The 26,811-nt window shown below is 45.0% G+C and carries 23 protein-coding genes; 9 read left to right on the forward strand and 14 right to left on the reverse strand.

Translation table 11 applies throughout. The annotated features are described in order from the left end of the window. Positions 1-62: 62 nt before the first annotated feature. From sucD to sdhC, 8 genes are all read right to left on the reverse strand, one after another. Positions 63-935 (reverse strand): succinate--CoA ligase subunit alpha, encoded by an 873-nt coding sequence (sucD, locus tag V1U08_RS18895; protein ID WP_014231153.1) that lies wholly within the window; start codon positions 933-935, stop codon positions 63-65. Beyond that, positions 935-2,101: an ADP-forming succinate--CoA ligase subunit beta gene (sucC, locus tag V1U08_RS18900; protein ID WP_014231152.1), complete on the reverse strand. Its 1,167-nt coding sequence runs from the start codon at positions 2,099-2,101 to the stop codon at positions 935-937. Before sucC ends, sucD begins: the two co-directional genes overlap by 1 nt. A gap of 194 nt (positions 2,102-2,295) precedes the next feature. After that, entirely contained in the window at positions 2,296-3,501 is a 1,206-nt protein-coding gene (gene odhB, locus V1U08_RS18905; RefSeq protein ID WP_330471246.1) for a 2-oxoglutarate dehydrogenase complex dihydrolipoyllysine-residue succinyltransferase, read from the reverse strand. Positions 3,502-3,529: 28 nt separating this feature from the next. Then, positions 3,530-6,355 (reverse strand): 2-oxoglutarate dehydrogenase E1 component, encoded by a 2,826-nt coding sequence (gene sucA, locus V1U08_RS18910; RefSeq protein ID WP_020336307.1) that lies wholly within the window; start codon positions 6,353-6,355, stop codon positions 3,530-3,532. Between the two features lie 169 nt (positions 6,356-6,524). Beyond that, entirely contained in the window at positions 6,525-7,235 is a 711-nt protein-coding gene (locus V1U08_RS18915; protein ID WP_014231149.1) for a succinate dehydrogenase iron-sulfur subunit, read from the reverse strand. A 14-nt stretch (positions 7,236-7,249) separates the two neighbouring features. Then, positions 7,250-9,016: a succinate dehydrogenase flavoprotein subunit gene (sdhA, locus tag V1U08_RS18920; protein ID WP_014231148.1), complete on the reverse strand. Its 1,767-nt coding sequence runs from the start codon at positions 9,014-9,016 to the stop codon at positions 7,250-7,252. Next, positions 9,017-9,361, reverse strand: coding sequence for a succinate dehydrogenase, hydrophobic membrane anchor protein (sdhD, locus tag V1U08_RS18925; protein ID WP_014231147.1), 345 nt, complete (start codon positions 9,359-9,361; stop codon positions 9,017-9,019). Further along, positions 9,355-9,747 (reverse strand): succinate dehydrogenase cytochrome b556 subunit, encoded by a 393-nt coding sequence (gene sdhC, locus V1U08_RS18930; protein ID WP_014231146.1) that lies wholly within the window; start codon positions 9,745-9,747, stop codon positions 9,355-9,357. The genes sdhD and sdhC overlap by 7 nt, the downstream gene beginning before the upstream one ends. 394 nt (positions 9,748-10,141) lie before the next feature. Here sdhC and V1U08_RS18935 point away from each other — a divergent pair, with 394 nt between their 5' ends. Continuing rightward, entirely contained in the window at positions 10,142-11,431 is a 1,290-nt protein-coding gene (locus V1U08_RS18935) for a citrate synthase (protein ID WP_014231145.1), read from the forward strand. Between the two features lie 76 nt (positions 11,432-11,507). On the opposite strand, the gene V1U08_RS18940 is transcribed toward V1U08_RS18935, so the two are convergent. Beyond that, positions 11,508-12,266, reverse strand: coding sequence for a Nif3-like dinuclear metal center hexameric protein (locus V1U08_RS18940; protein WP_014231144.1), 759 nt, complete (start codon positions 12,264-12,266; stop codon positions 11,508-11,510). 149 nt (positions 12,267-12,415) lie between these two features. On the opposite strand from V1U08_RS18940, the gene V1U08_RS18945 reads away from it, so the two are divergent. Continuing rightward, positions 12,416-13,168 (forward strand): DUF1853 family protein, encoded by a 753-nt coding sequence (locus V1U08_RS18945; RefSeq protein ID WP_330471247.1) that lies wholly within the window; start codon positions 12,416-12,418, stop codon positions 13,166-13,168. 106 nt (positions 13,169-13,274) lie between these two features. On the opposite strand, the gene pgm is transcribed toward V1U08_RS18945, so the two are convergent. Both pgm and seqA read right to left on the reverse strand, forming a co-directional pair. After that, positions 13,275-14,921 carry a phosphoglucomutase (alpha-D-glucose-1,6-bisphosphate-dependent) gene (pgm, locus tag V1U08_RS18950; RefSeq protein ID WP_330471248.1) on the reverse strand — a complete coding sequence of 549 codons (1,647 nt, stop codon included), beginning with the start codon at positions 14,919-14,921 and terminating at the stop codon, positions 13,275-13,277. A gap of 89 nt (positions 14,922-15,010) precedes the next feature. Beyond that, positions 15,011-15,553, reverse strand: a complete 543-nt coding sequence (gene seqA, locus V1U08_RS18955; protein ID WP_020333373.1) for a replication initiation negative regulator SeqA — start codon at positions 15,551-15,553, stop codon at positions 15,011-15,013. Between the two features lie 152 nt (positions 15,554-15,705). Between seqA and V1U08_RS18960 the strand changes: the two genes are divergently transcribed. From V1U08_RS18960 to fldA, 3 genes are all read left to right on the forward strand, one after another. Continuing rightward, positions 15,706-16,473, forward strand: coding sequence for an alpha/beta fold hydrolase (locus tag V1U08_RS18960; protein ID WP_330471249.1), 768 nt, complete (start codon positions 15,706-15,708; stop codon positions 16,471-16,473). Between the two features lie 111 nt (positions 16,474-16,584). Next, positions 16,585-16,806 carry a DUF2788 domain-containing protein gene (locus V1U08_RS18965; protein ID WP_005461613.1) on the forward strand — a complete coding sequence of 74 codons (222 nt, stop codon included), beginning with the start codon at positions 16,585-16,587 and terminating at the stop codon, positions 16,804-16,806. A 48-nt stretch (positions 16,807-16,854) separates the two neighbouring features. Then, positions 16,855-17,388: a flavodoxin FldA gene (fldA, locus tag V1U08_RS18970; RefSeq protein WP_014231139.1), complete on the forward strand. Its 534-nt coding sequence runs from the start codon at positions 16,855-16,857 to the stop codon at positions 17,386-17,388. A gap of 53 nt (positions 17,389-17,441) precedes the next feature. Here fldA and V1U08_RS18975 read toward each other — a convergent pair whose 3' ends face one another. Further along, on the reverse strand, positions 17,442-17,945 hold the full coding sequence (locus tag V1U08_RS18975; protein WP_330471250.1) for a DUF4442 domain-containing protein: 504 nt from the start codon (positions 17,943-17,945) through the stop codon (positions 17,442-17,444). A gap of 202 nt (positions 17,946-18,147) precedes the next feature. Between V1U08_RS18975 and fcrX the strand changes: the two genes are divergently transcribed. Then, positions 18,148-18,597: a ferric iron uptake transcriptional regulator FcrX gene (gene fcrX / locus V1U08_RS18980; protein ID WP_329346395.1), complete on the forward strand. Its 450-nt coding sequence runs from the start codon at positions 18,148-18,150 to the stop codon at positions 18,595-18,597. Between the two features lie 110 nt (positions 18,598-18,707). Here the strand turns inward: fcrX and glnS are convergent, their stop codons facing one another. Then, the gene (gene glnS / locus V1U08_RS18985) at positions 18,708-20,378 is read right to left on the reverse strand and encodes a glutamine--tRNA ligase (RefSeq protein WP_329346398.1); all 1,671 of its coding nucleotides are present in this window, start codon (positions 20,376-20,378) and stop codon (positions 18,708-18,710) included. A gap of 235 nt (positions 20,379-20,613) precedes the next feature. Then, positions 20,614-22,185: an N-acetylglucosamine-specific PTS transporter subunit IIBC gene (gene nagE, locus V1U08_RS18990; RefSeq protein ID WP_014231135.1), complete on the reverse strand. Its 1,572-nt coding sequence runs from the start codon at positions 22,183-22,185 to the stop codon at positions 20,614-20,616. A 492-nt stretch (positions 22,186-22,677) separates the two neighbouring features. On the opposite strand from nagE, the gene nagA reads away from it, so the two are divergent. From nagA to V1U08_RS19005, 3 genes are all read left to right on the forward strand, one after another. Then, the gene (gene nagA / locus V1U08_RS18995) at positions 22,678-23,814 is read left to right on the forward strand and encodes an N-acetylglucosamine-6-phosphate deacetylase (RefSeq protein WP_014231134.1); all 1,137 of its coding nucleotides are present in this window, start codon (positions 22,678-22,680) and stop codon (positions 23,812-23,814) included. Positions 23,815-23,816: 2 nt separating this feature from the next. Next, positions 23,817-25,031, forward strand: a complete 1,215-nt coding sequence (gene nagC, locus V1U08_RS19000; protein WP_020333369.1) for a DNA-binding transcriptional regulator NagC — start codon at positions 23,817-23,819, stop codon at positions 25,029-25,031. Positions 25,032-25,194: 163 nt separating this feature from the next. Further along, complete coding sequence (locus tag V1U08_RS19005; protein ID WP_065296489.1) at positions 25,195-26,784, forward strand: cation:proton antiporter family protein; 1,590 nt, start codon at positions 25,195-25,197, stop codon at positions 26,782-26,784. The last annotated feature ends 27 nt before the right edge of the window (positions 26,785-26,811 follow it).

Genomic DNA, 26,811 nt, shown 5'->3' on the forward strand with positions numbered 1-26,811 from the left:
CAAACTCCACGATCAAAAAAGCCTGGCAATTGCCAGGCTTTTGTATTCTAACAAATTGGAAATTACCAGCCTGTTACTTCGCGTAGACCTTTACCGATCTCTGCTAGAGATTTAACTGTCTTAACGCCAGCTTCTTCTAGTGCCGCGAACTTGTCTTCAGCAGTACCTTTACCACCAGAGATGATCGCACCAGCGTGACCCATACGCTTACCTGGAGGCGCAGTTACACCAGCGATGTAAGAAACAACTGGCTTAGTCACGTTCTCTTTGATGAACGCTGCCGCTTCTTCTTCTGCTGTACCACCGATTTCACCGATCATTACGATCGCTTCAGTTTCTGGGTCTTCTTGGAACAGTTTCAGGATATCGATGAAGTTTGAACCTGGGATTGGGTCACCACCGATACCAACACACGTAGACTGACCGAAGCCTTCGTCTGTCGTTTGCTTAACTGCTTCGTAAGTAAGTGTACCAGAACGAGATACGATACCCACTTTACCTTTCTTGTGAATGTGACCAGGCATAATACCGATCTTACACTCATCAGGAGTGATAACACCCGGACAGTTAGGACCGATCATGCGAACGCCAGTTTCTTCTAGCTTCACTTTTACGTCGATCATATCTGTTGTAGGGATACCTTCCGTGATAGTTACGATTAGCTCGATACCTGCGTCAATCGCTTCTAGGATTGCATCTTTACAGAAAGGTGCTGGTACGTAGATTACTGTCGCTGTTGCGCCAGTTGCTTCTACTGCTTCGCGAACTGTGTTGAATACAGGTAGACCTAGGTGAGTTTGGCCGCCTTTACCTGGAGACACACCACCAACCATTTGCGTACCGTATGCGATAGCTTGCTCTGAGTGGAAAGTACCTTGACCACCAGTGAAACCCTGACAGATTACTTTAGTGTCTTTGTTAATTAATACAGACATTATTTAGCCTCCGCAGCAGCAACAACTTTCTGAGCAGCATCTGTTAGCGACTCAGCAGCAATGATATCAACATCAGAATTAGCAAGAACTTCGCGACCTAGGTCTGCGTTAGTACCTTCTAGACGAACAACAACTGGTACGTTTACACCTACCTCTTTAACCGCACCGATAATACCTTCTGCGATCATGTCACAACGTACGATACCACCGAAGATGTTTACTAGTACTGCTTTCACGTTGTCATCAGATAGGATGATCTTGAATGCTTCTGCAACACGTTCTTTAGTAGCACCGCCACCTACGTCTAGGAAGTTAGCAGGTTTGCCGCCGTGTAGGTTTACGATATCCATCGTACCCATTGCAAGGCCAGCACCGTTAACCATACAGCCAACGTTACCGTCTAGTGCTACGTAGTTCAGTTCCCACTGAGCTGCGTGCGCTTCACGCTCATCTTCTTGTGATGGATCGTGCATTTCACGAAGTTTAGGCTGACGGTATAGAGCGTTTGAGTCGATGTTGATTTTGCCGTCAAGACATAGCAGGTTGCCTTCGCCAGTAACAACAAGTGGGTTGATCTCTAGTAGAGCAAGGTCGTACTGAGCGAACATCGTGCCAAGACCCATGAAGATCTTAACGAATTGTTTGATTTGGTCACCTTCAAGACCAAGTTTGAACGCAAGCTCACGACCTTGGTAAGCTTGTGGGCCTACTAGTGGATCGATTGCTGCTTTGTGGATTAGCTCCGGCGTTTCTTCCGCAACTTTTTCGATTTCCACACCGCCTTCAGTAGAAGCCATGAAAACAATCTTACGGCTAGCACGGTCAACTACCGCGCCTAGGTAAAGTTCGTTTGCAATGTTTGATGCTTCTTCAACAAGGATTTTTGTTACAGGCTGACCATTTGCATCTGTTTGGTAAGTTACTAGGTTCTTACCTAGCCACTTTTGCGCAAACTCTTTTACGCCATCTTTTGTATCGTGTAGCTCTACGCCGCCCGCTTTACCGCGGCCACCAGCGTGAACCTGACACTTAACGACTTTCTTAGCTGTGCTAATACGGCCTGCTGCTTCAAAAGCTTCTTGTGGTGTATCACACGCGTAGCCTTCTGGCACAGGTAAACCGAATTCTGCAAACAGCTGTTTGGCTTGGTATTCATGCAAATTCATTTCGATATTCCGTTTGTTTTTTCCCAAAGGGATTTATTATTTCCATAACGCTGCAGTCTTGGCTGCTTGTACGTCTGTAGGGTCTTCTCAAATCAATCACTTAGTGATTCAGATGAAGGCCAGACGTCGAGCTAGTCTAGCCATTGAAATTTTTAACGTCTAGCTACGCAAGGCAACTAGACGTTTTAGCGATATTAAACGTCTAATAGGAGACGTGCTGGATCTTCTAGTAGCTCTTTAATGGTTACTAGGAAGCCAACTGACTCACGACCATCGATTAAACGGTGATCGTAAGATAGCGCTAGGTACATCATTGGCAGGATTTCAACCTTACCGTTCACAGCCATTGGACGCTCTTGGATTTTGTGCATACCAAGAATCGCCGATTGCGGTGGGTTGATGATAGGCGTAGACATTAGTGAACCGAACACACCACCGTTAGTGATAGTGAAGTTACCGCCCATTAGCTCATCTACTGTTAATTTGCCGTCACGACCTTTAATCGCTAGCTCTTTGATACCTTTTTCGATATCAGCAAAACCTAGCGTGTCACAGTCTTTCAGTACTGGAGTTACCAGACCACGTGGCGTAGATACCGCCATGCTGATGTCGAAGTAGTTGTGGTAAACGATATCATCGCCATCGATAGACGCGTTTACTTCTGGGTAACGTTTTAGCGCTTCAGTTACGGCTTTCACGTAGAAAGACATGAAGCCTAGACGTGTACCGTGACGCTCTTCGAACTGGTCTTTGTACTGCTTACGAAGATCCATGATTGGTTTCATGTTCACTTCGTTAAACGTCGTTAGCATCGCTGTGCTGTTTTTCGCTTCTAGAAGACGGTTAGCAACAGTCTTACGTAGGCGCGTCATCGGTACGCGTTTTTCACTACGTGCCGCTGCAGGAGCTTCAACTACTGGCGCTTCAGCTTTTGTTGCAGCTTTTGCGTTTGCTAGGTGTGCTTCAATGTCTTCACGAGTGATACGACCGCCAACACCAGTGCCTTTCACTTGGCCAGCTTCTAGGTTGTGTTCAGCCAGAAGACGACGAACTGCTGGGCTTAGCGCATCATTGCTCTCTTCAGTAAGTACCGCTTTGTGACGCTTATCTGGAGATGCTTGTGTACCTTCCGTTTTATCTGCTGTTGGTTCACCAGCAACTGCACCCGGCTTGATTTTAGCCAGAAGCTGTTTTGAAAGTACCGTCGCACCTTCTAATTCAACAATAGCTTCTAAAACACCAGCTTCCGGAGCTGGTACTTCTAGCACTACTTTATCTGTTTCGATATCAACCAGTACTTCATCACGCTCAATAACGTCGCCTGGTTGTTTGTGCCATGTCGCAACGGTTGCATCTGCAACTGATTCAGGTAAATCTGGAACCAGAATTTCAATTGTCATATCTGTTTCTTCCTTTAACTTCTAGTTCTTAATTCGAAGTTTTTGAGTTCACGTTCAGAGCGTCTTCAACCAACGCTTTTTGTTGTTTCAAGTGCACCGACATGTAGCCAACTGCTGGCGAAGCAGAAGCTGGGCGACCTGCGTATTTAAGATCTGCACCTGCAGGAATAGCGGCACGGAAGTTATGTTGACTACAGTACCAAGCACCTTGGTTCTGAGGCTCTTCCTGACACCACACAAAGTCTTCAACATTTGTGTATTGAGCAATAGCGGCTTGTACTTCTTCCATCGGGAATGGGTAAAGCTGTTCAATACGCACAATTGCGACATCTTCTTGCTCGTTGTTGCGACGCTGCTCAAGTAGGTCGAAGTAAACCTTACCAGAACAGAATACAACGCGTTTCACTTTGCTTGCTTCCAGATTATCGATTTCTGGAATAGCCGCCTGGAAAGTACCTTCTGCAAGGTCTTCGATAGTAGACGTACAAAGTGGATGACGAAGCAATGATTTAGGAGACATTACAATCAGTGGTCGACGCATTGGGCGTACAACCTGACGTCGAATCATGTGGTAAACCTGCGCTGGCGTTGAAGGAACAACTACCTGCATGTTTTGCTCTGCACACAACTGTAGGTAACGCTCTAGACGCGCAGATGAGTGCTCTGGACCCTGACCTTCATAGCCGTGAGGCAGAAGCATCGTTAAGCCACATAGACGAGCCCACTTCTGTTCACCAGAAGAGATAAATTGGTCGATAACCACTTGAGCGCCGTTCGCAAAATCACCGAACTGTGCTTCCCAAATCGTTAGGCCGCCTGGCTCTGCGGTTGCGTAGCCGTACTCAAACGCCAATACCGCTTCTTCTGACAATACAGAGTCGAATACCTGGAAAGGACCTTGCTTGTCATGAACGTTTGCTAACGGAATGTATGTGCTTGCGTCTGTTTGGTTGTGAAGAACCGAGTGACGGTGGAAGAAAGTACCACGACCCGAGTCCTGACCAGAAATACGGATACGCTTGCCATCGTCAACCAAAGTTGCGTAAGCCAGTGTTTCCGCCATACCCCAGTCAATCGCTTTTTCACCAGTCATCATTGCCAAGCGGTCGTTATAAAGCTTGTTTACTCGACTTTGTAACTTATGACTTTCTGGGTACTGACATAGACGAGTACCAAGTTCAACCAAACGTTGTTTGTCGTATTGAGAGTCCCATTGCATGTCCCACTCGTGACCTAGGTATGGAGACCAGTCAACAGAGTGCAATGCCATTGGACGCCACTCTTTCACCACAACTTCACCGCGGTCAAGCGCATCACGGTATTCGTTGACTAACTGAGTTGCAGTCTCAATATCTGATTCGTTTTTATCGATCAGAACATCGGCGTAAAGCTTACGTGGTGTTGGGTGTTTCTTGATTTTTTGGTACATCAAAGGCTGAGTTGCATTTGGCTCATCTGCCTCGTTGTGGCCATGGCGGCGGTAACATACCAAGTCAATAACTACATCACGTTTAAACTCGTTACGGTAATCCAATGCGATACGCGTAACAAACGCAACCGCTTCTGGATCATCAGCATTAACGTGGAAAATCGGTGCCTGTACCATCTTAGCGATATCAGTACAGTACATGGTCGAGCGAGTATCACGTGGGTTAGATGTCGTGAAACCTACTTGGTTGTTAACAACAACGCGAACCGTACCACCAACGCAGAAACCACGTGACAGAGACATGTTGAATGTTTCCGCAACCACGCCCTGACCAGCAACAGCTGAGTCACCGTGAATAGTGATAGGAAGAACTTTACTGCCTTCTTTATCACCTAAACGGTCTTGACGAGCGCGCACAGAACCGATAACCACTGGGTTTACGATTTCTAAGTGCGATGGGTTAAATGCTAGCGCTAAGTGAACATCGCCACCCGGAGTCGCGAAGTCGGCAGAGAAACCTTGGTGGTATTTAACGTCACCCGTTCCCCACGTTTCATCATGCTTGCCTGCAAATTCATCAAACAGATCTTGTGGTTTCTTACCGAGTACGTTCACCAACATGTTCAAACGACCACGGTGTGCCATACCAATAACCACTTCGCGCATGCCACTGTTACCTGCATGACGGATCAATTCTTTGGTCATTGGGATAAGCGCGTCACCACCCTCTAGAGAAAAGCGTTTTGCACCCGGGAATTTTGCGCCTAAGTAACGCTCAAGGCCTTCAGCTGCTGTTAGCTCTTCTAGGAAAGTACGTTTCTCATCGTTGTTGAATGATGGCTGGCCTACGACAGACTCAAGACGTTGTTGAATCCAACGCTTTTGCTCTGTGTCAGTCATGTGCATGTATTCAGCACCGATGGAACCACAGTAAGTTTTTTTGAGGGCTTCGTAAATGTCTCTCAACTTCATGGTTTCTTGCCCAATAGCAAAAGAACCTACGTTGAAAGTTTCTTCGAAATCTTCTTCGGTAAGATTATGAAATGCTGGATCCAACTCAGCAACGGTTGGACGTTGCCATAGACCTAGTGGATCTAATTCTGCAGCCTCGTGTCCGCGGAAACGGTATGCGTTGATTAGCTGTAGAACTTTTACTTGTTTTGCATCGACATCTGGGTCACTAACTTGGACATTGTAATGCTTTGTTTCTTGAGCGAGTCGTCGGAAGTAGTCACGGACACGTGAGTGCGGCTGTTCTGCCACTTCTTTTGAAGGCTTAGGCAAGCCATCAAAAACACGTTTCCACTCCTCACTTACCAGATCGGGATCACTTAGATACAGTTCGTAGAGTTCCTCTACATACGTTGCATTGGCGCCAGCCAAGTGTGAAGACTCGAGCCATGCCTTCATCACGCCGTTGTGCATATTTTCCCTTAACCAGTAGTTTTCACGTTTGCTTCGGTCTACGCCGAGCTATAAATAGCCGACTTAAAAAATCGGCAATTTTAATATTCGTCTACTCGAGTTATGCAGTTGCAGCGCAGTGATGGGGTTTACTTTACACAACACTGCAACTGGTTCATCTACGAGTAAATTACACCGAGCGATTTACCAGCATCGACTTGATATGGCCGATTGCTTTCGTCGGGTTAAGTCCTTTCGGACAAACACTTACACAATTCATGATGCCATGGCAACGAAAAACGCTAAATGCGTCATCAAGATCAGACAAACGTTCATCTGTTGCCGTATCGCGGCTATCAATTAACCAACGGTAAGCCGCTAGAAGACCTGCAGGACCGATGAATTTGTCCGGGTTCCACCAGAATGACGGACAAGAAGTTGTACAACATGCACACATGATACATTCGTACAAACCATCTAAATGAGCACGGTCATCTGGTGACTGCAGATTCTCACGAGAAGGTGGTAATGCACCATCATCGATCAAGAATGGCTTAACTTTCGCATAGTTATCATAGAACTGCGTCATGTCAACAATAAGATCACGTACCACAGGTAGACCTGGTAGTGGACGAATTACGATCTTGTCGCCTTGTAGTGCAGACAATGGCGTGATACATGCCAAGCCGTTTTTACCGTTCATGTTCAGGCCGTCAGAGCCACAAACACCTTCACGGCATGAACGACGGAATGCGATGCTTGGATCTTGCTCTTTAAGCAGAATCAACGCATCCAGAACCATCATGTCTGAGCCTTCTTCTACATCAAGTGTGTAGTCTTTCATGTAAGGCTTAGTGTCTACATCCGGGTTGTACCGGTACAAAGAGAAGTTCAGTTTCATAGTCATATCCTCCCTTAGTATGTACGTACTTTCGGCGGGAACGCGTCACGGTGTACTGGCGTCATGTTAACATCACGCTTAGTCATCGCTTCAGTTTCCGGGTTGTAGATTGAGTGGCATAGCCAGTTCTCGTCATCACGATCTGGGAAGTCGAAACGAGCGTGCGCACCGCGGCTTTCCGTACGGTAGTTCGCAGCAACTGCTGTTGAGAACGCTGTTTCCATCAAGTTATCTAGCTCTAGACACTCAATACGCTGAGTGTTGAACTCTGAAGACTTGTCCGCTAGGTGAGCATCTTTTAGACGTTCACGGATAACTTTAAGCTCTTCCAGACCTGTTGCCATCGCATCACCTTCACGGAATACCGAGAAGCTGTTTTGCATGCAGCTTTGCAGATCTTTACGGATTTGTACTGGATCTTCACCACCTGTGCTGTTTTCCCAACGCATAGTACGCGCCAGAGAAGCTTCGATGTCTGATTCAGTTGCAGGACGAGCTTCAACTTGTGCTGCTAGTGTTTCACCAAGGTGAAGACCTGTAGCACGGCCGAATACCACCAAGTCTAGTAGTGAGTTACCACCTAGACGGTTTGCACCGTGAACCGATACAGAAGCGATTTCACCACAAGCGAATAGACCTTGAACTTCCGCTTCGCTGCCATCAGCAAGCTGTTTAATTGCTTGACCAGAAACCTGAGTTGGAACACCACCCATCATGTAGTGACAGGTTGGGATTACAGGAATTGGTTCTTTGACTGGATCAACGTGTGCGAATGTACGAGACAGTTCACAGATACCAGGTAGACGTGACTCAAGCACTTCTTTACCAAGGTGATCCAGTTTCAGTTTAATGTGTGGACCCCATGGGCCATCGCAACCACGACCTTCACGGATTTCGATCATCATTGAACGAGCAACCACGTCACGACCAGCAAGGTCTTTCGCGTTTGGAGCGTAACGTTCCATGAAACGTTCGCCGTCTTTGTTCAGAAGATAACCACCTTCACCACGACAACCTTCTGTTACAAGAACACCTGCGCCAGCGATACCCGTCGGGTGGAACTGCCACATTTCCATGTCTTGCATCGGAACGCCCGCACGTAGAGCCATACCAACACCATCACCAGTGTTGATGTGTGCGTTAGTTGTTGAAGCGTAGATACGACCTGCACCACCAGTAGCAAGAATGGTTGCTTTTGATTTGAAGTAACAGATTTCGCCTGTTTCCATACAAATCGCTGTACAACCCATGATCGCGCCATCTTGGTTTTTCACCAAGTCTAGTGCATACCACTCAGAGAAAATGGTTGTCTTGTGCTTAACGTTTTGTTGGTAAAGCGTATGAAGAAGCGCGTGACCTGTACGGTCTGCCGCTGCTGCTGTACGTGCAGCCTGCTCACCACCAAACTCTTTTGACTGACCGCCAAATGGACGCTGATAGATAGAACCATTGTCAAAACGAGAAAATGGAAGACCCATTTTTTCTAGTTCGATAACAGACTCAGGACCATTCTTACACATGTATTCGATAGCGTTTTGGTCACCAATGTAGTCAGAACCTTTTACGGTATCGTACATGTGCCACTGCCAATCATCCTTATGCGAGTTACCTAGAGCAACGGTGATACCACCCTGCGCAGATACTGTATGAGAACGAGTTGGGAATACTTTAGATAGCAAAGCACATGAAAGGCCTTGCTCTGAAATTTGTAGTGCAGCGCGCATACCTGCACCACCAGCGCCGATTACTACGGCGTCAAACTCACGAACTGGAATAGACACTTACGCACCCCACAAAATAAATAGACCAGAGAAGACATAACCGAATAGAACGGCAATAACACCAAGTTGTAATGCGCCACGAAGTTTCGCGCACTTAATATAGTCGGTGAACACTTGCCACATACCAACCCAAGCGTGAATCAGTACAGAAACAAGAGCCAACATGGTGAATACTTTGGTGAAAGTGCCACCAAAGAATTGGGTCCAAGATGCGTAAGAGATATCTGAGAATGCACAGAAGCTAACCAGATAAATCGTGTATAGAGTCATAATGATGGCAGTAGCACGAATCAGTAGGAAATCGTGTACACCGTTACGACCAAATGAAGAAACGTGTTTTACCATACCATTATCCCCGCCAATAGTGACAATACTGCAGTCGCACCAAAAGCAGCTTTCGCGCTCATCGTGCCTGAATCTAGCTCTTCAAAGTAGCCTAGATCCATCATCAGGTGACGGATACCACCAGCAATGTGGTATGCAAGTGCAGTTAAAATGCCCCATAGGATGAATTTTACGAAGAAGCTATCGACGATATCGGCGGCTTCCATAAAACCCATTGGGGATGACAGAGAAATGGACAGTAACCAAAGTAGTATACCTACCGCAACAAACGTGATTACCCCGGACACACGGTGCAGGATGGATGCGATTGCTGTGATAGGAAAGCGGATGGTCTGTAAATCTAAATTAACAGGTCTTGACTTTCTTTCTTTCACGGGCTTGCTCACTCAGCTCCATTGAGCATTTATTGTTATAACCAATTTCAGCGTCCAAATGTACAAAAGTTAACATTTATTTAACAGATACGACCGATAATCACCGAGAATATTGTAAACAAGTTGTTAACACCGGGAGCCATCACCAAACCTCACACTTTGTTATAGCCCCGAATTTATAAGGATTTAACTAAAATTTTCTTTGCCAATATACGGCGAGCAACATTCTAATACAATTGGTGTAACAAATTATGCTACATAGAACAGATTTTTAACGATTTTCAAAGAAAAAATCATAACAAGTGCACACAAAGATGTAGAAAAATTGACTTTACGCCTTAACAACAGTAAAAACATGGCACACAAACATCCTGGACGGATTAAATAATAAACAAAGGAGATTGTTATGGCGGATAAGAAAGCGACCCTTCATGTTGAAGGCAAAGCGCCAATCGAACTGCCAATTATGGAAGGTACTTTAGGTACTCCTGTAATTGATGTTCGTAAACTAGGAGCTAATGGTTACTTTACTTTTGACCCTGGTTTTCTTGCCACTGCATCTTGTGAATCATCAATCACATATATCGATGGCGGCAAAGGTATTCTTTTGCACCGCGGTTACCCGATTGATCAATTAGCCAATAACGCAGATTACCTAGAAGTATGTTACATCCTTCTTTATGGTGAAGCCCCTACCCGAGACCAATACGAGCAATTTAAGAAAACCGTTACTCGTCATACTATGGTACATGAGCAAATCGCAAGCTTCTTCCACGGCTTCCGACGTGATGCTCACCCAATGGCGGTAATGTGTGGCGTAGTCGGTGCATTAGCAGCCTTCTACCACGATTCGCTCGATATTAATAACGACGAACACCGCGAAATTGCGGCCTACCGTCTAATTTCGAAAATGCCTACGCTGGCAGCGATGTGTTACAAATACTCTATCGGTCAGCCATTTATCTACCCACGCAACGATTTAAGCTACGCGGAAAACTACCTACATATGATGTTTGCAAACCCATGTGAAGAGTATGAAGTGAACCCTGTCGTTGCACGTGCTATGGATAAAATCTTTACTCTACACGCGGATCACGAACAAAACGCGTCAACATCAACAGTACGTCTTGCTGGTTCTTCTGGCGCTAACCCATTTGCATGTATTGCCGCTGGCATTGCATCTCTTTGGGGCCCAGCGCACGGTGGTGCTAACGAAGCATGTCTGAAGATGCTGGAAGAAATCGGCAGCGTCGATAACATTCCAGAGTACGTAGAACGTGCGAAAGATAAAGATGACCCATTCCGTTTGATGGGCTTCGGTCACCGTGTTTACAAGAACTACGATCCACGTGCAACCGTAATGCGTGAAACGTGTCACGAAGTTCTAAAAGAGCTAAACATCCAAGATCCTCTACTAGACGTAGCGATGGAACTTGAGCGTATCGCTCTTTCTGATGAGTACTTCGTTTCTAAGAAACTGTACCCGAACGTAGATTTCTACTCAGGTATCATTCTTAAAGCGATCGGTATTCCAGTATCAATGTTTACGGTTATCTTCGCTCTATCTCGTACCGTTGGCTGGATTGCTCACTGGAACGAAATGCACAGCGATCCGCTAAACCGCATTGGTCGTCCTCGTCAGCTATACACTGGTGAGGCACAACGTGAATTTTCTCCGCTTCATGAGCGTGAATAATCACTGAGTGAAATGCTAAAAAAAGGGTTGAGATGTGAGTCTCAACCCTTTTTTATTTTTTGCTTATTGTTCTGCGCTAAACCGGATTATCAATATCCACAAACTCGACTTGTAAGCCGTACTCATCAGCCAACCACTTACCAAGCGCTTTGATACCGTAACGCTCTGTTGCATGATGTCCCGCTGCAAAGTAATGAATGTCCATTTCTCTCGCAGTGTACGTTGTGCGCTCAGATATTTCACCGGAGATAAAGGCATCTAGCCCGTGCTGCACGGCCAATTCAATAAAGTCTTGCCCGCCACCAGTGCACCAGCCTACGGTCTCAATCATTTTATCTGCATTTTCTGGTGCAATATGCAGGGGTTCTCTCTCAAGTACTTGATTGATCTTGCTCGCAAAATCAGCACCTGACATCGGTTTTTTCAAACGTCCATACATCGCGACTGACTGCGGATGACCTTCTAGGCCGCCTTCAACGTCAATTTCCAACAATTTTGCCAGCTCAGCGTTGTTGCCAAGTTCAGGGTGAATATCAAGAGGAAGATGATAACCGTACAAATTAATATCATTTTTAATTAAACTGCGGATTCGCTTTCCTTTCATACCGCGAATTGGTTCAGGTTCACCTTTCCAGAAGTATCCATGATGGACAAGCAATGCGTCGGCATTAAGTTCAACCGCTTTATCAATCAAAGCCTGTGAAGCCGTAACACCGGTAACTATGCGGTTTACGGTTGGAATCCCTTCTACCTGCAGCCCATTCGGGGCGTAATCTTTGATTAACTGTGGTGATAGTTTGTCGTTAAGAATCTGTTCTAGCTTTAAGTTATTCATCATCACTTCCAATTTCTAATGCATGTTTAAAGTGTATATCGAACCTAGATACTGATGCCAGACATCGTGTCCCCATCGTTGGCAAATTTCGTTACAATAATACTGCTTCGTCACTTTATTGCTAAAGCTAAGGGTTAAAAGGAAACGGGATGAATCAATTGCAACGCTTTTATGATTGGATCGCAAAATCACCACCACTTTTTCAATTGCGACCACCGTTTGCAACACTTGAAGATTTATCCGTAGCGCCGTTATGCGAATCTGAACAATATAGCGGTAATCCAAGACTGGGCTTTTTATATCAGCATTTGTGCACGGCTGTGCTTTCTAATTCCGAGCGATACCAAGTTGTCGCAGAGGAGATTCAACTCAATGACCACACTGGAAGAACGATTGGTGCAGTGGATTTAGTGTTGCAAAATACGGAGTCAGGTCAGTTGGAACATTGGGAAGTTGCCATTAAGTTCTACCTGCTTCATCAAGGCGTTTGGTACGGCCCCAATGCCCATGATCAATTACATAAAAAACTGGATAGAATGCTGACTCATCAATTAAAAATGAGCGCAAGGCCTGAATTCCAGCAAATTCTCCCACTAGATACTCCACCAGAAGAGCGATTGCTGATGCAAGGCCGTCTCTATATAAACCCGTTTTCTTCGGAGACAACGCCAACGGAGTGTTTGGGTTATGAGCTTAATACCTCTCAAATAAGCGGGTATTGGTGCTACCAAAGTCAATGGGACTTGATTCCAAAGCCACTTTATCATCTGAGCAAACCTTGTTGGGCGATGGGTACCGATGACTTTTCCCACCCTATTGAGAAACCGTCGGGCCGATTTGAGCATGCACAAACTGAAGATGGTGAGTTCTGGTTTATTGTACCGGATCAGTGGCCAAACTAGCTTTGATGCGCTGAACGTTATCTTCTGTAATCTCGGCAAAACCAAAATAAAAAGGGTTGATGCTTTAACATCAACCCTTAACGTTTCCATTAAAAAATTGTCTCGTTTACAGACCTGCGGCTGCAAATACCTGATTAACAATTTCTTGCGCTTCGGCTTCGATTTGTTTTAGGTGCTCTTCACCCTTGAAGCTTTCGCAGTAAATTTTGTAGATGTCTTCTGTACCAGATGGGCGAGCCGCAAACCAACCGTTTTCAGTGGTGACTTTTAGACCACCGATCGCCGCACCGTTACCAGGAGCGTGAGTGAGGCGTGCCGTAATTGCATCACCAGCCAGTGTTTCTGCAGAAACCATTTCCGGAGACAGCTTTTTCAGTACGTCTTTTTGAGGACCATTTGCTACTGCTTGAATTCGGTTGTACTTAGATTCACCATGCTTCGCCGCCAGCTCTTCGTAGTACTCTTGAGGGTTTTTACCCGTTACTGCTGTGATTTCTGCTGCTAGTAGACAAAGCAGGATACCATCTTTATCGGTTGACCAAGGAGTGCCATCTTTACGTAGGAAAGAAGCACCCGCACTTTCTTCACCACCGAAGCCAAACTTACCCGTGTAAAGGCCATCAACAAACCATTTAAAACCAACTGGTACTTCACATAACTCGCGACCAAGATCCGCTACAACACGGTCGATCAATGCGCTCGAAACCAAAGTCTTACCAACCGCGACGTCTTTACCCCACGCATCACGATGACGGTATAGGTAGTCGATACATACAGCCAGGTAGTGGTTTGGATTCATCAAACCTTTTGGTGTCACAATACCGTGTCGGTCATAGTCTGGGTCATTACCAAACGCCAAATCGTATTCATCTTTCAGCGCCAACAGACCTGCCATTGCGTATGGTGAAGAACAGTCCATACGAACAACGCCATCTTTATCCAGTGACATAAATTGGAATGATGGGTCAATCGCTTCACTAACCAAAGTCAGATCTAGGTTGTATGCCTTGCCAATTTGACGCCAGTAATCGATACCGCTACCACCTAATGGATCAACACCAATCTTTAGGTTCGCTTTTTGGATAGCTTCCATATCGATCACGTTAACCAGATCATCGATATATGGTTTGACTAAATCGACTTCCACAAACAAGTCAGAAGATTTTGCTTCTTGTAAAGGCAGACGTTTCACGCCTGTTAGCCCTTCGGCGATCAGTGCATTCGCACGGTCTTCAATCGCTTGAGTCAATTCCGCTTCCGCTGGTCCGCCATGAGTCGGATTGTATTTGATACCGCCGTCTTGAGGTGGGTTGTGCGAAGGAGTGATCACAATGCCATCCGCTTTCTCATCGTGTTTGATGTTATAAGTCAGAATAGCGTGTGAGATACCTGGAGTTGGTGTGTAGCCATTATCTTGCTGAACGATCACTTTTACACCGTTCGCAATCAAAACTTCGATAACACTAGAAAAAGCAGGCTCTGACAATGCGTGCGTATCTTTACCGACAAACAGTGGCCCTGTCGTGCCCTGCTCTGCACGCACTTCTGCAACCGCTTGTGCAATAGCCAATATATGATTTTCGTTAAAGGTATGCTTGTCTGCAGTACCACGGTGACCTGATGTACCGAATTGAACCTTGTGGTCTGGGTTGGTCGAATCAGGTTGAAGTAAGAAATAATTCGCAACTAACGCCGGAATATTATGAAGATCTTCCTGCTGCGCTTTTTGCCCAGCACGAGGGTGCATAGCCATGTCTGACATCCTTTCTATAAAAATAACAAACTAAAAAGCCTCATAATATCCGCTAAATGCTAAACATTATGAGGCTTCTATCAGGTTTCTTAGATTGAACCTGTTACTTTTTCTATCAAGTCCGGTTGGAATCCCATGTGCGCCATCACTTGTTCAACCATTTGTCTCTTGCGGCTGGTATTATTATTTGTGATAACCCAGAACGGTGTTTCTGGAATGGCCTTAGGTTTGGTTGTATTGCCGTTAGCCAGCAGGGTTTCTTCATTATCAGCAAAGTAAACGCGCTTGCGTCCCTTCACATTTGTCGCTTGTGCGAATCCTTCTGGATTTAATTTGTGTAATGTTGATAGAACCAACATGAAGCGATCAATCGCTTTTTTAAGATCAGCAAACTCATCAGATATTAGCAGTGAACGCATTTCTTTCACTGTATCTATTTGCTCTGTTTTACCTGCATCTTTACTTACTACAATCCCTTGTGGCTTCTCTACTACAGGCGCAACTTTTGCTTCCTGCAACTCACCATCAAGGTTTAAAAGGCGTCGCAAAATATCCGAGGCACTTTCGCCGATATGCTTAGTTTGACCAGCAATGTAACGGTATAGATCCTCATCAACCTCAATTGTTTTCATTCGCTTTTCACATTCTCAATGTTTAAACTCTGTGGAATTATACCCAAATAACTTCAAGAAGCTAGGTTCAGCGAGAATGACTTGGAGTCATTTGGCTATACAATGAGATCCTTGCGGATACTCCACGTTAAACCCATCACGAATAAGATAAAATGTCAGCATTACTCAACTATAAGCAGGAAGGCCAAGGCCAAACAGTTGTTTTGATTCATGGATTGTTTGGTAGTTTAAGTAATCTGGGCCTTTTGGCTCGTGATCTTGTCCAAGATTACTCGGTGATCAGTATTGATCTACGCAACCATGGCCTCTCTTTCCACTCGGATACCCACACGTACAGCGATATGGCACAAGACGTTGCCGAGTTGCTTCACCACTTAAACATTGATCCGGCCATCATTATCGGGCATTCGATGGGTGGTAAAGTTGCGATGAAACTTGTCGACATCGCCCCACAATTTGTCAAACAACTGGTTGTATTAGACATCGCTCCGGTCGCCTATACGACGAATCGTCATGACAACGTTTTTAACGGTCTTCAAGCGGTCATAGCCCAAGAACCAACGAGCCGCCAGCAAGCAATGGATGTGCTGGCGCAACACGTTGAGATAGATGGCGTGAGACAGTTTCTTTCGAAGTCGCTATATAAAGACGGAGATAAAATGGCGTGGCGCTTTAACGTAGACGGCCTGTTGAAAAATTACGCGGAAATTATTGGCTGGCAAGAGATAACACCAACCGAGATCCCAACCCTCTTTATTAAGGGTGGAGATTCAGATTATTTAATGCCAGAGCATCAGCCTGCCGTACAAAGACAATTTAAGCGTGCCAAAGCACATATCATCGCCAACACAGGGCATTGGTTACATGCAGAAAAGCCAGCCGAAGTCATGCGAGTGATCAGGAAACACATTTCGGCTTAACAAATTCACCAACAACCATTGATTATTGGAATAACCACTCTGGTATTGCATTAACTTTACTGGTTAACAGTGGTATAGTGCGCGCAATAATTTTCGGCATGAAGGACTACAATGCTCTACGACTACATGGATATGCTCGAATCTATCGGGCTCGATCTTCTTTTTGCTGCTATCTTCTTCTTCATCGGGATGGCAATAAAAGATGTGCTAAAGCAAGGCAATGTACCTGTTTTTGGTCGTCGTATTGTATGGTTAGTCCTTTTTCTAGGCTGCGCTGGTTTTATCGCAAAAGGGATAATTCAGCTAACGTGGGAAGGCTCGGGGTTAGGCTAAACCCTTAGTACCATCGCCAACAACAAACAATGTAAAGGTATAGACTCTATGGCAAGTGTAGGTATCTTCTTCGGTAGCGACACAGGTAATACTGAAGCCGTTGCAAAGATGATTCAAAAGCAACTAGGTAAGCAACTAGTTCACGTTCAAGACATCGCGAAAAGCAGCAAAGAAGACATTGATAACTTTGATCTTCTACTTCTAGGTATCCCGACTTGGTACTATGGTGAAGCTCAGTGTGATTGGGATGACTTTTTCCCAGAGCTTGAGCAAATTGACTTCTCTACGAAGTTAGTTGCTATCTTTGGTTGTGGTGACCAAGAAGACTACGCAGAGTACTTCTGTGATGCGATGGGCACCGTGCGTGACATCGTTGAGTCAAAAGGCGGCACTATCCTTGGCCATACATCAACTGAAGGCTATGAATTCGAAGCGTCTAAAGCGCTTGTTGAAGGCGACGATAGTCAATTCGTCGGTCTGTGTATCGATGAAGACCGTCAACCAGAGCTAACCGATGAACGTGTTGAGAACTGGGTAAAACAGATTTACGAAGAGATGTGTTTAGCTGAGCTTGAAGGCTAATCGCAAAATCTTATTTAAGACCTCCGCTCTGGAGGTCTTTTTGTATGTAACGTTTATGAGGATTCCGTTACGATCTCCTCCTCTCGGTACTGAGGCTTTTTACGAACATAGAGCTTGCGTTTTACCTCAGACACTACGTTCCCATCCTTATCCTTGATATGAATAATGAACTCGGGAAACCATTTGTCTCCATTACGTGTCTTTTCAAATATATCTTCAATCATCCCTTCTGAGATTTCAAAATCTGCGTACAAGTCACTGTGTCCGGGCTTAATGAAGTTAATGCTGGCTTCTTTATCCCACACATAATATTCCTCCCGCAGAATCCCAATCAGCATCATTGAGTAAATGGGATCTGTAAGAGAAAAAATACTTCCTCCATATTGAGTCCGATTGGCGTTCTTATTCCACCAGCTCAATTTCAAACGTACTTTCACCAAACGAAAGTCTTCAGAAATATGTAAGATTTTAATTCCAGCTCCCCAGAATGGGGGCCAAAGATTGAGCCCAAATTTTATGATTCCTGGTTTGTAAATTTTGGCAATCCGCTTATCCATTGCAATCCCTGCTCTCTGCGCGATTTATGTTACTAAAATGTAACTGGTAAGAGGTCTAATATAATTGACCAATTTCTAATTTACAAAGAAAGAATATATTAACCCTTTGAAGTTCGTGGTTTAATGTTTTTGGCCATTCGCCTATAATGGTAGGAATATTGAATTCTGTTAAATCGCTGCAGATGATCCAACGGGAAAGTATATGTCAGATAATAATCAGGCGCTGAAGGATGCGGGTTTAAAAGTAACCCTTCCAAGGCTAAAAATTCTAGAAGTACTTCAGCAGCCAGACTGCCAGCACATCAGTGCTGAAGATTTGTACAAAAAGTTGATTGATCTAGGTGAAGAAATCGGTCTAGCAACCGTTTATCGAGTACTCAACCAATTCGACGATGCAGGTATCGTCACTCGTCACCACTTCGAAGGTGGTAAATCAGTTTTTGAACTGTCGACTCAACACCACCATGACCACCTAGTTTGTCTAGACTGTGGTGAAGTTATTGAGTTTTCAGACGATCTTATCGAAGAGCGTCAAAAAGAAATTGCGTCTAAATACAACGTAACTCTGACTAACCATAGCCTTTACCTATACGGTAAATGTGGTGATGGTAGCTGTAAAGACGATCCAAACGCACACAAGCCAAAGAATTAATCACTAAATATAAATAAAGCGCTCAATGAGCGCTTTTATTTTAACGGTTATCTCTTCACCAAATATAAAAGATGCCAGTCTCAGGACTGGCATTTTTATTTTTAGCTCAATTAGTTAGCTTCAATTTTCGCCCAAGTATCGCGAAGACCAACTGTGCGGTTGAACACTAGTTTATCAGCGCTTGAGTCTTTCGAATCAGCACAGAAGTAGCCCATACGCTCAAATTGGTAGCCTTCCTCTGCTTGTGCAGACGCTAGACTTGGCTCAACGAAACCATTAATCACAACAAGTGAGTCAGGGTTAATCGTCGAAGCAAAATCTTCAGCAGCAGCAGGATTCGGAACCGTGAATAGACGGTCGTATAGACGAATTTCCGCTGGTAATGCTTTATCCGCTGATACCCAGTGGATTACACCTTTTACTTTACGGCCGTCAGCAGGGTTCTTACCCAGAGTATCAGCATCGTAAGTACAGAAAATGGTAGTGATGTTGCCTTCTGCGTCTTTTTCAACACGCTCAGCTTTGATCACGTAAGCACCACGAAGACGCACTTCTTTACCTAGCACCAAACGCTTGTACTTCTTGTTCGCTTCTTCGCGGAAGTCTTCACGCTCAATCCAAACTTCACGAGTAAACGGTACTTCGCGCTCACCCATTTCTGGTTTATTTGGATGGTTAGCAAGAGATAAGCTTTCTACCTTACCCTCTTCAAAGTTCTCAATAACAACTTTTACAGGATCAAGTACAGCCATTGCACGCGGTGCATTTTCGTTCAGGTCATCACGAATACAAGATTCTAGTGAGCCAAACTCAATCATGTTGTCTTGTTTTGTAACCCCAATACGTTTACAGAACTCACGAATAGATGCTGGCGTGAAGCCACGACGACGTAAACCAGAAACAGTTGGCATACGCGGGTCATCCCAGCCGTTTACTAACTTTTCAGTCACTAGTTGATTCAGCTTACGCTTAGACATTACTGTGTATTCTAGGTTTAGGCGGCTGAACTCGTACTGATGAGGACGACAATCAATGGTGATGTTGTCTAGTACCCAGTCGTAAAGACGACGGTTATCCATGAACTCAAGCGTACAAATTGAGTGAGTGATGCCTTCTAACGCATCTGAGATACAGTGGGTAAAGTCGTACATTGGGTAAATGCACCACTTGTCACCTGTTTGATGGTGAGTAGCAAAGCGAACACGGTATAGTACCGGATCACGCATGACCATGAATGAAGAACCCATGTCGATCTTAGCGCGAAGACAAGCTTTACCTTCTTCAAACTCACCCGCGCGCATTTTTTCAAACAACGCCAGGTTTTCTTCTACAGGGCGATCACGGTACGGGCTAGGCTTACCTGGCGCTTTTAGTGTGCCGCGGTATTCGCGAATCTGCTCTGGACTTAGCTCATCTACATACGCTAAGCCTTTATTAATCAATTCAATTGCATATTCGTAAAGCTTATCGAAGTAGTTTGATGAGTAACATACTTCACCACTCCACTCGAAGCCTAACCAGTTTACATCTTTCTTGATAGACTCAACGTATTCGATGTCTTCTTTTTCAGGGTTTGTATCATCAAAACGTAAGTTACATTGACCCTGGTAGTCCTGAGCAATACCGAAGTTCAAACAGATAGACTTAGCATGACCGATATGCAGGTAGCCATTCGGCTCCGGCGGGAATCGAGTATGCACGCTAGTGTGTTTACCATCCGCTAGATCCTTATCAATGATCTGGCGAATAAAGTTTGATGGACGAGCATCAGCTTCACTCATCTATAGCACCTCAAAATATTAGTATTGTCAGAGAAAACGGCACTCTGCATCCAAGTATGGAAATGCAGAGTGAATTACTTCTAATGATCCACAATTCTAAGCAATTAGACAACAAGAACTCGTGCTAAATCGGCAATATTTATCGAGTTAGCATGAAACCGCAGCAGAATAGAAGCCACAATATAAAAAAAGACCTCCCAAGGGAGGTCTTCTTCGATTCATTCGTACAATGTGATTATGGTAATTTCACATTCGAAAGGTCTTCGTTAGCACCGATTGCTTTCATTTCGCCAGCAACGATTTCTGCTAGAGGACCAAGGATAACTTGAAGGTTGTTCTCACCTAGTTTCACAACACCTTTAGCACCAAGTTTTTTCAGTACAGCTTCATCAGCTACAGAACGGTCTTTCAGAGTCAAACGTAGACGAGTGATACAAGCATCGATTGCCGTTAGGTTCTCGTGGCCACCAAGAGCTTTTAGGTATTGGCGAGCCAAGTCACCGCTCTTCGCTTCACCAGATGGTGCAGCTGCTGTCTCTTCATCACCTTCACGGCCAGGCGATTTCAGGTTGAAAGCGCGGATAGCGAATGTGAAAGTGAAGAAGTATAGAGCACCAAAGCCAAGACCAACTGCACCAAGTAGTAGAGGTTTAGTTGCTAGACCGAAGTTCAACACGTAGTCAATTAGACCAGCAGAGAATGTGAAGCCGTGTAGCGTACCAAGCATGTTAGCAACAACTAGCGACAGACCAGTGAACACTGCGTGAATCGCGTAAAGTGCAGGAGCTAGGAACATGAACATGAACTCTAGTGGCTCTGTGATACCAGTTAGGAATGCACAGAATGCTACTGAGAACAGTGCACCACCAACTTGGCCACGTTTTTCAGCAGGCGCTGCAAAGTACATAGCAAGTGCCGCACCAGGAAGACCGAACATCATGATTGGGAAGAAGCCGTTCATGAATGCGCCAGCACCTTTGTCGCCACCAAAGAAGCGATGTAGGTCACCAGATTTAATTGTCTCTGTCACTTCTTTCACTGTTGCTGTGATTTCAGGTGTTACTGAGTTAGCAAATTCAAATGTGTGAGTTTGACCAACAACAAGCGTCTTAGCTAGAGCTGGGTCTACACAAAGCTGCTGTACTGTAGGCAGAGCTTGACCTGCAGCAGAAGCACCCGCAATTAGGACTTCCTGACATGAACCCATACCGAACCAGAAGAACGAGTTTAGTACGTGGTGTAGACCGACAGGAATCAGCGCACGGTTAAGCGTACCGTATACAAACTGACCGATAGCACCAGATGTAGAGATAGCGTGAGCAAGTGCATCCAGACCGCCTTGGATCGTTGGCCATACAATACCACCAACAGCACCAGCGGCTAGAGCAAAAAGGCCCGCCATAATAGGCACTAGACGTTTACCAGAGAAGAATGCCAACCACTCAGGAAGACGGGTAGCATGAAAAGCATTGTAAGAGTGACCGGCAATGATACCTGCAATGATACCGCCGAAGAATGACATGTTAACTGAAGCATCAATTGTTGACGCTGTAGCAGTGAGTACGAAGTACGCAACCGCACCAGCAAGACCTGCAGCACCTTGGCCGTCTTTTGACAAACCGATAGCGATGCCGAGACCGAACAGTAACGGAAGGTTAGAGAAGATTGAACCACCCGCTTGCGCCATAAACGCAATATCAAGTACATCAGGTTGGCCCAAACGCAATAACAAACCTGCGATTGGCAAGGTCGCGATAGGAAGCATAAGAGCTTTACCCAACTTCTGCGCGTATCCGAGAATATTCACCTTTAGTTCCCCCTATAGGATTAGATGTTATGTTGAATAACTTATTTTAGTCGTTCAATTTAGTCCTCTTCAGTTTATGACATTAATTTTGCTCCGCAAATTAAAAGCTCACTGTTTGTGATCCTAATCACCAGAATTCACCCTAAAAGGAGGTTTTTGCTAGCGGGATCATAAAACTTATTTTATCATACAAAAAAATGGCATTTGCAAGATAACATCCTCGCACTTTATGTAAGGAAGAATCAGTGTTATTTTAGTCTACAGCGAGTAACCACGGTAACTTCGCTCTGAAAAAGAATCAGTAAAAAAGTTCATTTATCATTTTTCAGTCCGTTATAGTTAGTTACTCCACCATGGTCGAAATAAACACAACTTGCCTTATGTAACTCGTTATCTAATTTCTTGGTAAATACTAAGTAACCACATGACTCAAATCGTCATCCTTTAGATAGCATTACAGACATGAATTCTCACTATAAGGACTAGCTGACTATGTACGCGCTAACTAACTGTAAAATCTATACCGGTAGTGATGTTCTACAAGAACATGCGGTCATCATCGAAAACGACCTAATTCAATCCGTTGTACCAGTTGCCGAACTACCGAAAGGCATCGAGGTGAAAGATCTAAATGGTGCGAACCTAAGTCCAGGATTCATTGACCTTCAACTAAACGGTTGTGGCGGCGTTATGTTGAATGACGACATCACACCAAAAACAATGCAAATCATGCATGAGGCAAACCTCAAGTCTGGTTGTACTAGTTACTTGCCGACACTGATTACCTCTTCAGACGAAGACATGCGTGCCGCGATCACGGCAGCTCGCGAATACCACGATAAATACCAAAATCAATCACTAGGTCTACACTTGGAAGGACCGTATCTTAACGTCGCGAAAAAAGGCATCCACAATGTCGACTTTATTCGCACCTCAGATGAAGACATGATTGATCTGATTTGTGCTAATAGTGACATCATCGCGAAGGTGACGCTTGCACCAGAGCAGAATGACCCTGAGCATATTCGACGCTTAAAAGCGGCTGGTGTGGTCGTTTCTATCGGACATACTAACGCTACGTATAAAGAAGCTCGTCAAGGTTTTGAAGCTGGTATTTCCTTTGCGACTCACCTGTTTAATGCGATGACACCGATGGTTGGACGTGAACCTGGAGTGGTTGGTGCAATTTACGATACGCCAGAAGTTTATGCTGGAATTATCGCCGATGGTTTCCACGTAGACTACGCAAACATCAGAATTGCTCATAAAATCAAAGGTGAGAAGCTTGTTTTGGTGACGGATGCCACAGCTCCAGCAGGTGCTAACATTGATCACTTTATTTTTGTCGGTAAGAAAGTATATTACCGAGATGGTAAGTGTGTTGATGAAAATGGCACACTAGGCGGCTCAGCCCTGACTATGATTGAAGCAGTTCAGAATACGGTTGAGCACGCAGGTATCGCTTTAGACGAAGCTCTACGTATGGCCACATTGTATCCAGCAACCGCTATTGGGGTTGAAGATAAACTTGGCCGAATTCGAACAGGCATGGTAGCAAACCTGACTGTTTTCGATCGTGACTTCAATGTAAAAGCGACGGTTGTTAACGGACAATACGAGCACAATTAAGCATGAATGGCGGACAAATTGGTAATGTAGATTTAGTAAAACAGCTTAACAGCGCTGCGGTATACAGGCTGATAGATCAGCAAGGTCCTATCTCCCGTATTCAAGTCGCGGACGTTAGCCAGCTGGCTCCCGCGAGTGTTACCAAAATAACCCGCCAACTTTTAGAGCGTGGCCTGATTAAAGAGGTCGCGCAGCAAGCTTCTACCGGTGGTCGCCGAGCTATCTCACTGACCACTGAAGTAAAACCTTTTCATTCAGTCGCCGTTCGTCTGGGACGTGACTACATTCAGTTCTGCTTGTACGACTTGGGCGGTACCGCACTTGCCGAAGACCAGCATGAACTGCACTACACTAATCAGGAAGACTTGATTGCTGGTTTAATCGATTTACTGAAAAGTTTCATGAATCGCAACCAGGATAAAATCGAGCAGTTAATTGCCATTGGTATTACCCTGCCAGGCTTAGTTAACCCATCTACCGGTGTGGTTGAGTACATGCCAAATACGGATGTTGATAACCTGGCCCTTGGTGAAATTGTTAGCGAGAAGTTTAATACCGCTTGTTTCGTTGGTAACGACGTTCGCGGAATGGCTCTAGCAGAGCACTACTTTGGCGCAAGCCAAGATTGTCAGGATTCAATTCTGGTCAGTGTCCACCGCGGTACAGGTGCAGGTATCATTGTTAATGGTCAGGTGTTTCTTGGCTTTAACCGTAACGTTGGTGAAATTGGTCATATCCAAATCGATCCACTGGGTGAACAGTGTCAATGCGGTAACTTTGGCTGTTTAGAAACGGTTGCTGCAAACCCAGCAATCATCCACCGTGTAAAACAGTTAATCGCACAAGGTTACGAATCTAGCCTAACTGAGCTGGAAAATATCACCATTCAGGATGTGTGCGAACATGCAGTTAACGGTGATGAACTCGCCAAGCAAAGCTTAGTTCGTGTTGGTAACCAGCTAGGTAAAGCGATTGCTATCACCATCAACCTATTTAACCCACAGAAAATTGTTATCGCTGGTGATATTACCGCAGCGCAAGAAATTGTATTCCCGGCCATTAAACGTAACGTTGAAAATCAATCGCTAAAAACGTTCCATAACGCTCTTCCTATTGTTGCCTCACAAATCGACAAGCAGCCAACTATGGGTGCATTCGCCATGATCAAGCGTGCAATGTTAAACGGGGTTTTGTTACAAAAGTTATTGGAAGACTAAGTTTATTCCAACAGTTGAGTTACAATCTCGGGCTGTGTTTGCACAGCCCGTTTTTGCATATCAGGAAACTCAACCCAATTACTGCAAATTAGCCTTGCTCTAAGCGATTTTTCCTGCGCAATTACCTGACAATAATTTACTGGCATAGGTATTACTTATCAGTATGGAAATAATTCTAATAACAACGGCATTTTTGGCTGGCTTCCTTGCGCTAAAGTGCTCACTCCCTCCACTCGTTGGCTTCTTACTCGCAGGATTCGGATTACACGCATTTGGCTACCAAAGTAATGAGCTGATCGTTGACCTAGCCGACCTCGGCGTTACCCTATTATTGTTTACTATCGGCCTAAAACTCGATGTAAAAACGCTGCTATCAAAAGAAATCTGGGGAGGTGCGACCGCACATAACATCCTCTCCACAGCGGTGTTCACCATCACACTCGGTGGTTTAAAACTACTCGGCATTACCTCTATGGCGGGTATGGATCTTGGGCAAATTCTTTTACTGGCGTTTGCTTTGTCATTTTCGAGTACCGTTTTTGCAGTTAAAACACTGCAAGAAAAAGGTGAGATGAGTGCCACTTACGGCACCATCGCGATCGGTATTCTGGTAATGCAAGATATCTTCGCAGTTGTATTTCTGACGGCTTCTACCGGTAAAATTCCTGAATGGTACGCCATAGCACTGTTCGGTCTTCCCCTCCTTCGACCAGTTTTTTACAAATTACTAGACAAAGTAGGCCACGGTGAGATGTTGGTCCTATTCGGTATATTCTTCGCGCTTGTCGTCGGAGCTGGTCTGTTTGAGCTAGTAGGCATGAAGCCAGATCTTGGTGCACTGATTTTAGGCATGTTACTGGCTGGTCACCGAAAAGCCTCTGAGCTCTCAAAATCCCTGTTTAACATGAAAGAGCTCTTCTTAGTTTGCTTCTTCTTAAATATTGGGTTATCGGCATCGCTGAGTTTTACTGGCATCGCACTCGCCATTTTATTTATTCTGCTGCTGCCGATTAAGGGCTTGCTGTACTTTTTAACCATTAACTACTTTAACTTTCGGGTCCGCACTTCATTGCTCGCGTCACTATCCCTGTTTAACTACAGCGAATTTGGCCTGATAGTTGGTGGTCTAGCGTATAAAATGGGCTGGATGCCAAGTGACATGCTCGCTGCCATTGCTGTTGCTGTGTCACTTTCATTTATTATCGCTGCGCCACTAAACCGTTTGAGCAATAAAATCTATCAACACTCAGGCAAGTGGCTACAAGAGACCGCCGCGGAGAAACTGAATCAACGTGATCAGTTAATCAATCCAGGACATGCTCAGGTACTAATCCTTGGTATGGGCCGCATTGGCACGGGTGCTTACGATGAGTTATGCGCTCGTTACGGGAAGATATCGCTTGGGGTCGAAATTCGCGAGGATGGCGCAGTTAAGCACCGTGAAGAAGGTCGTAATGTCATTTCCGGTGACGCAACTGACCCAGATTTTTGGGAACGAATTCTCGATACAGGACACGTCCAGCTGGTGCTATTGGCAATGCCTCACCACCAGGGTAATCAGACCGCATTGGAACAGCTGCAACGCCGTCACTATAAAGGCCAGATAGCCGCAATTGCAGAGTATCCAGACCAACTAGATGGCCTTCTGGAAAACGGCGTACATGCTGCATTCAATATCTATAATGAGGCTGGTAGTGGTTTCGCAAGACATGTTTGTCAGCAATTGCAGCCTAAATTCACACCAATAAAGTAAGCACTCATGTGAATAAGCAATAAAGCC

Source organism: Vibrio sp. YYF0003 (genome assembly GCF_036350715.1).
GTDB lineage: Bacteria > Pseudomonadota > Gammaproteobacteria > Enterobacterales > Vibrionaceae > Vibrio > Vibrio natriegens.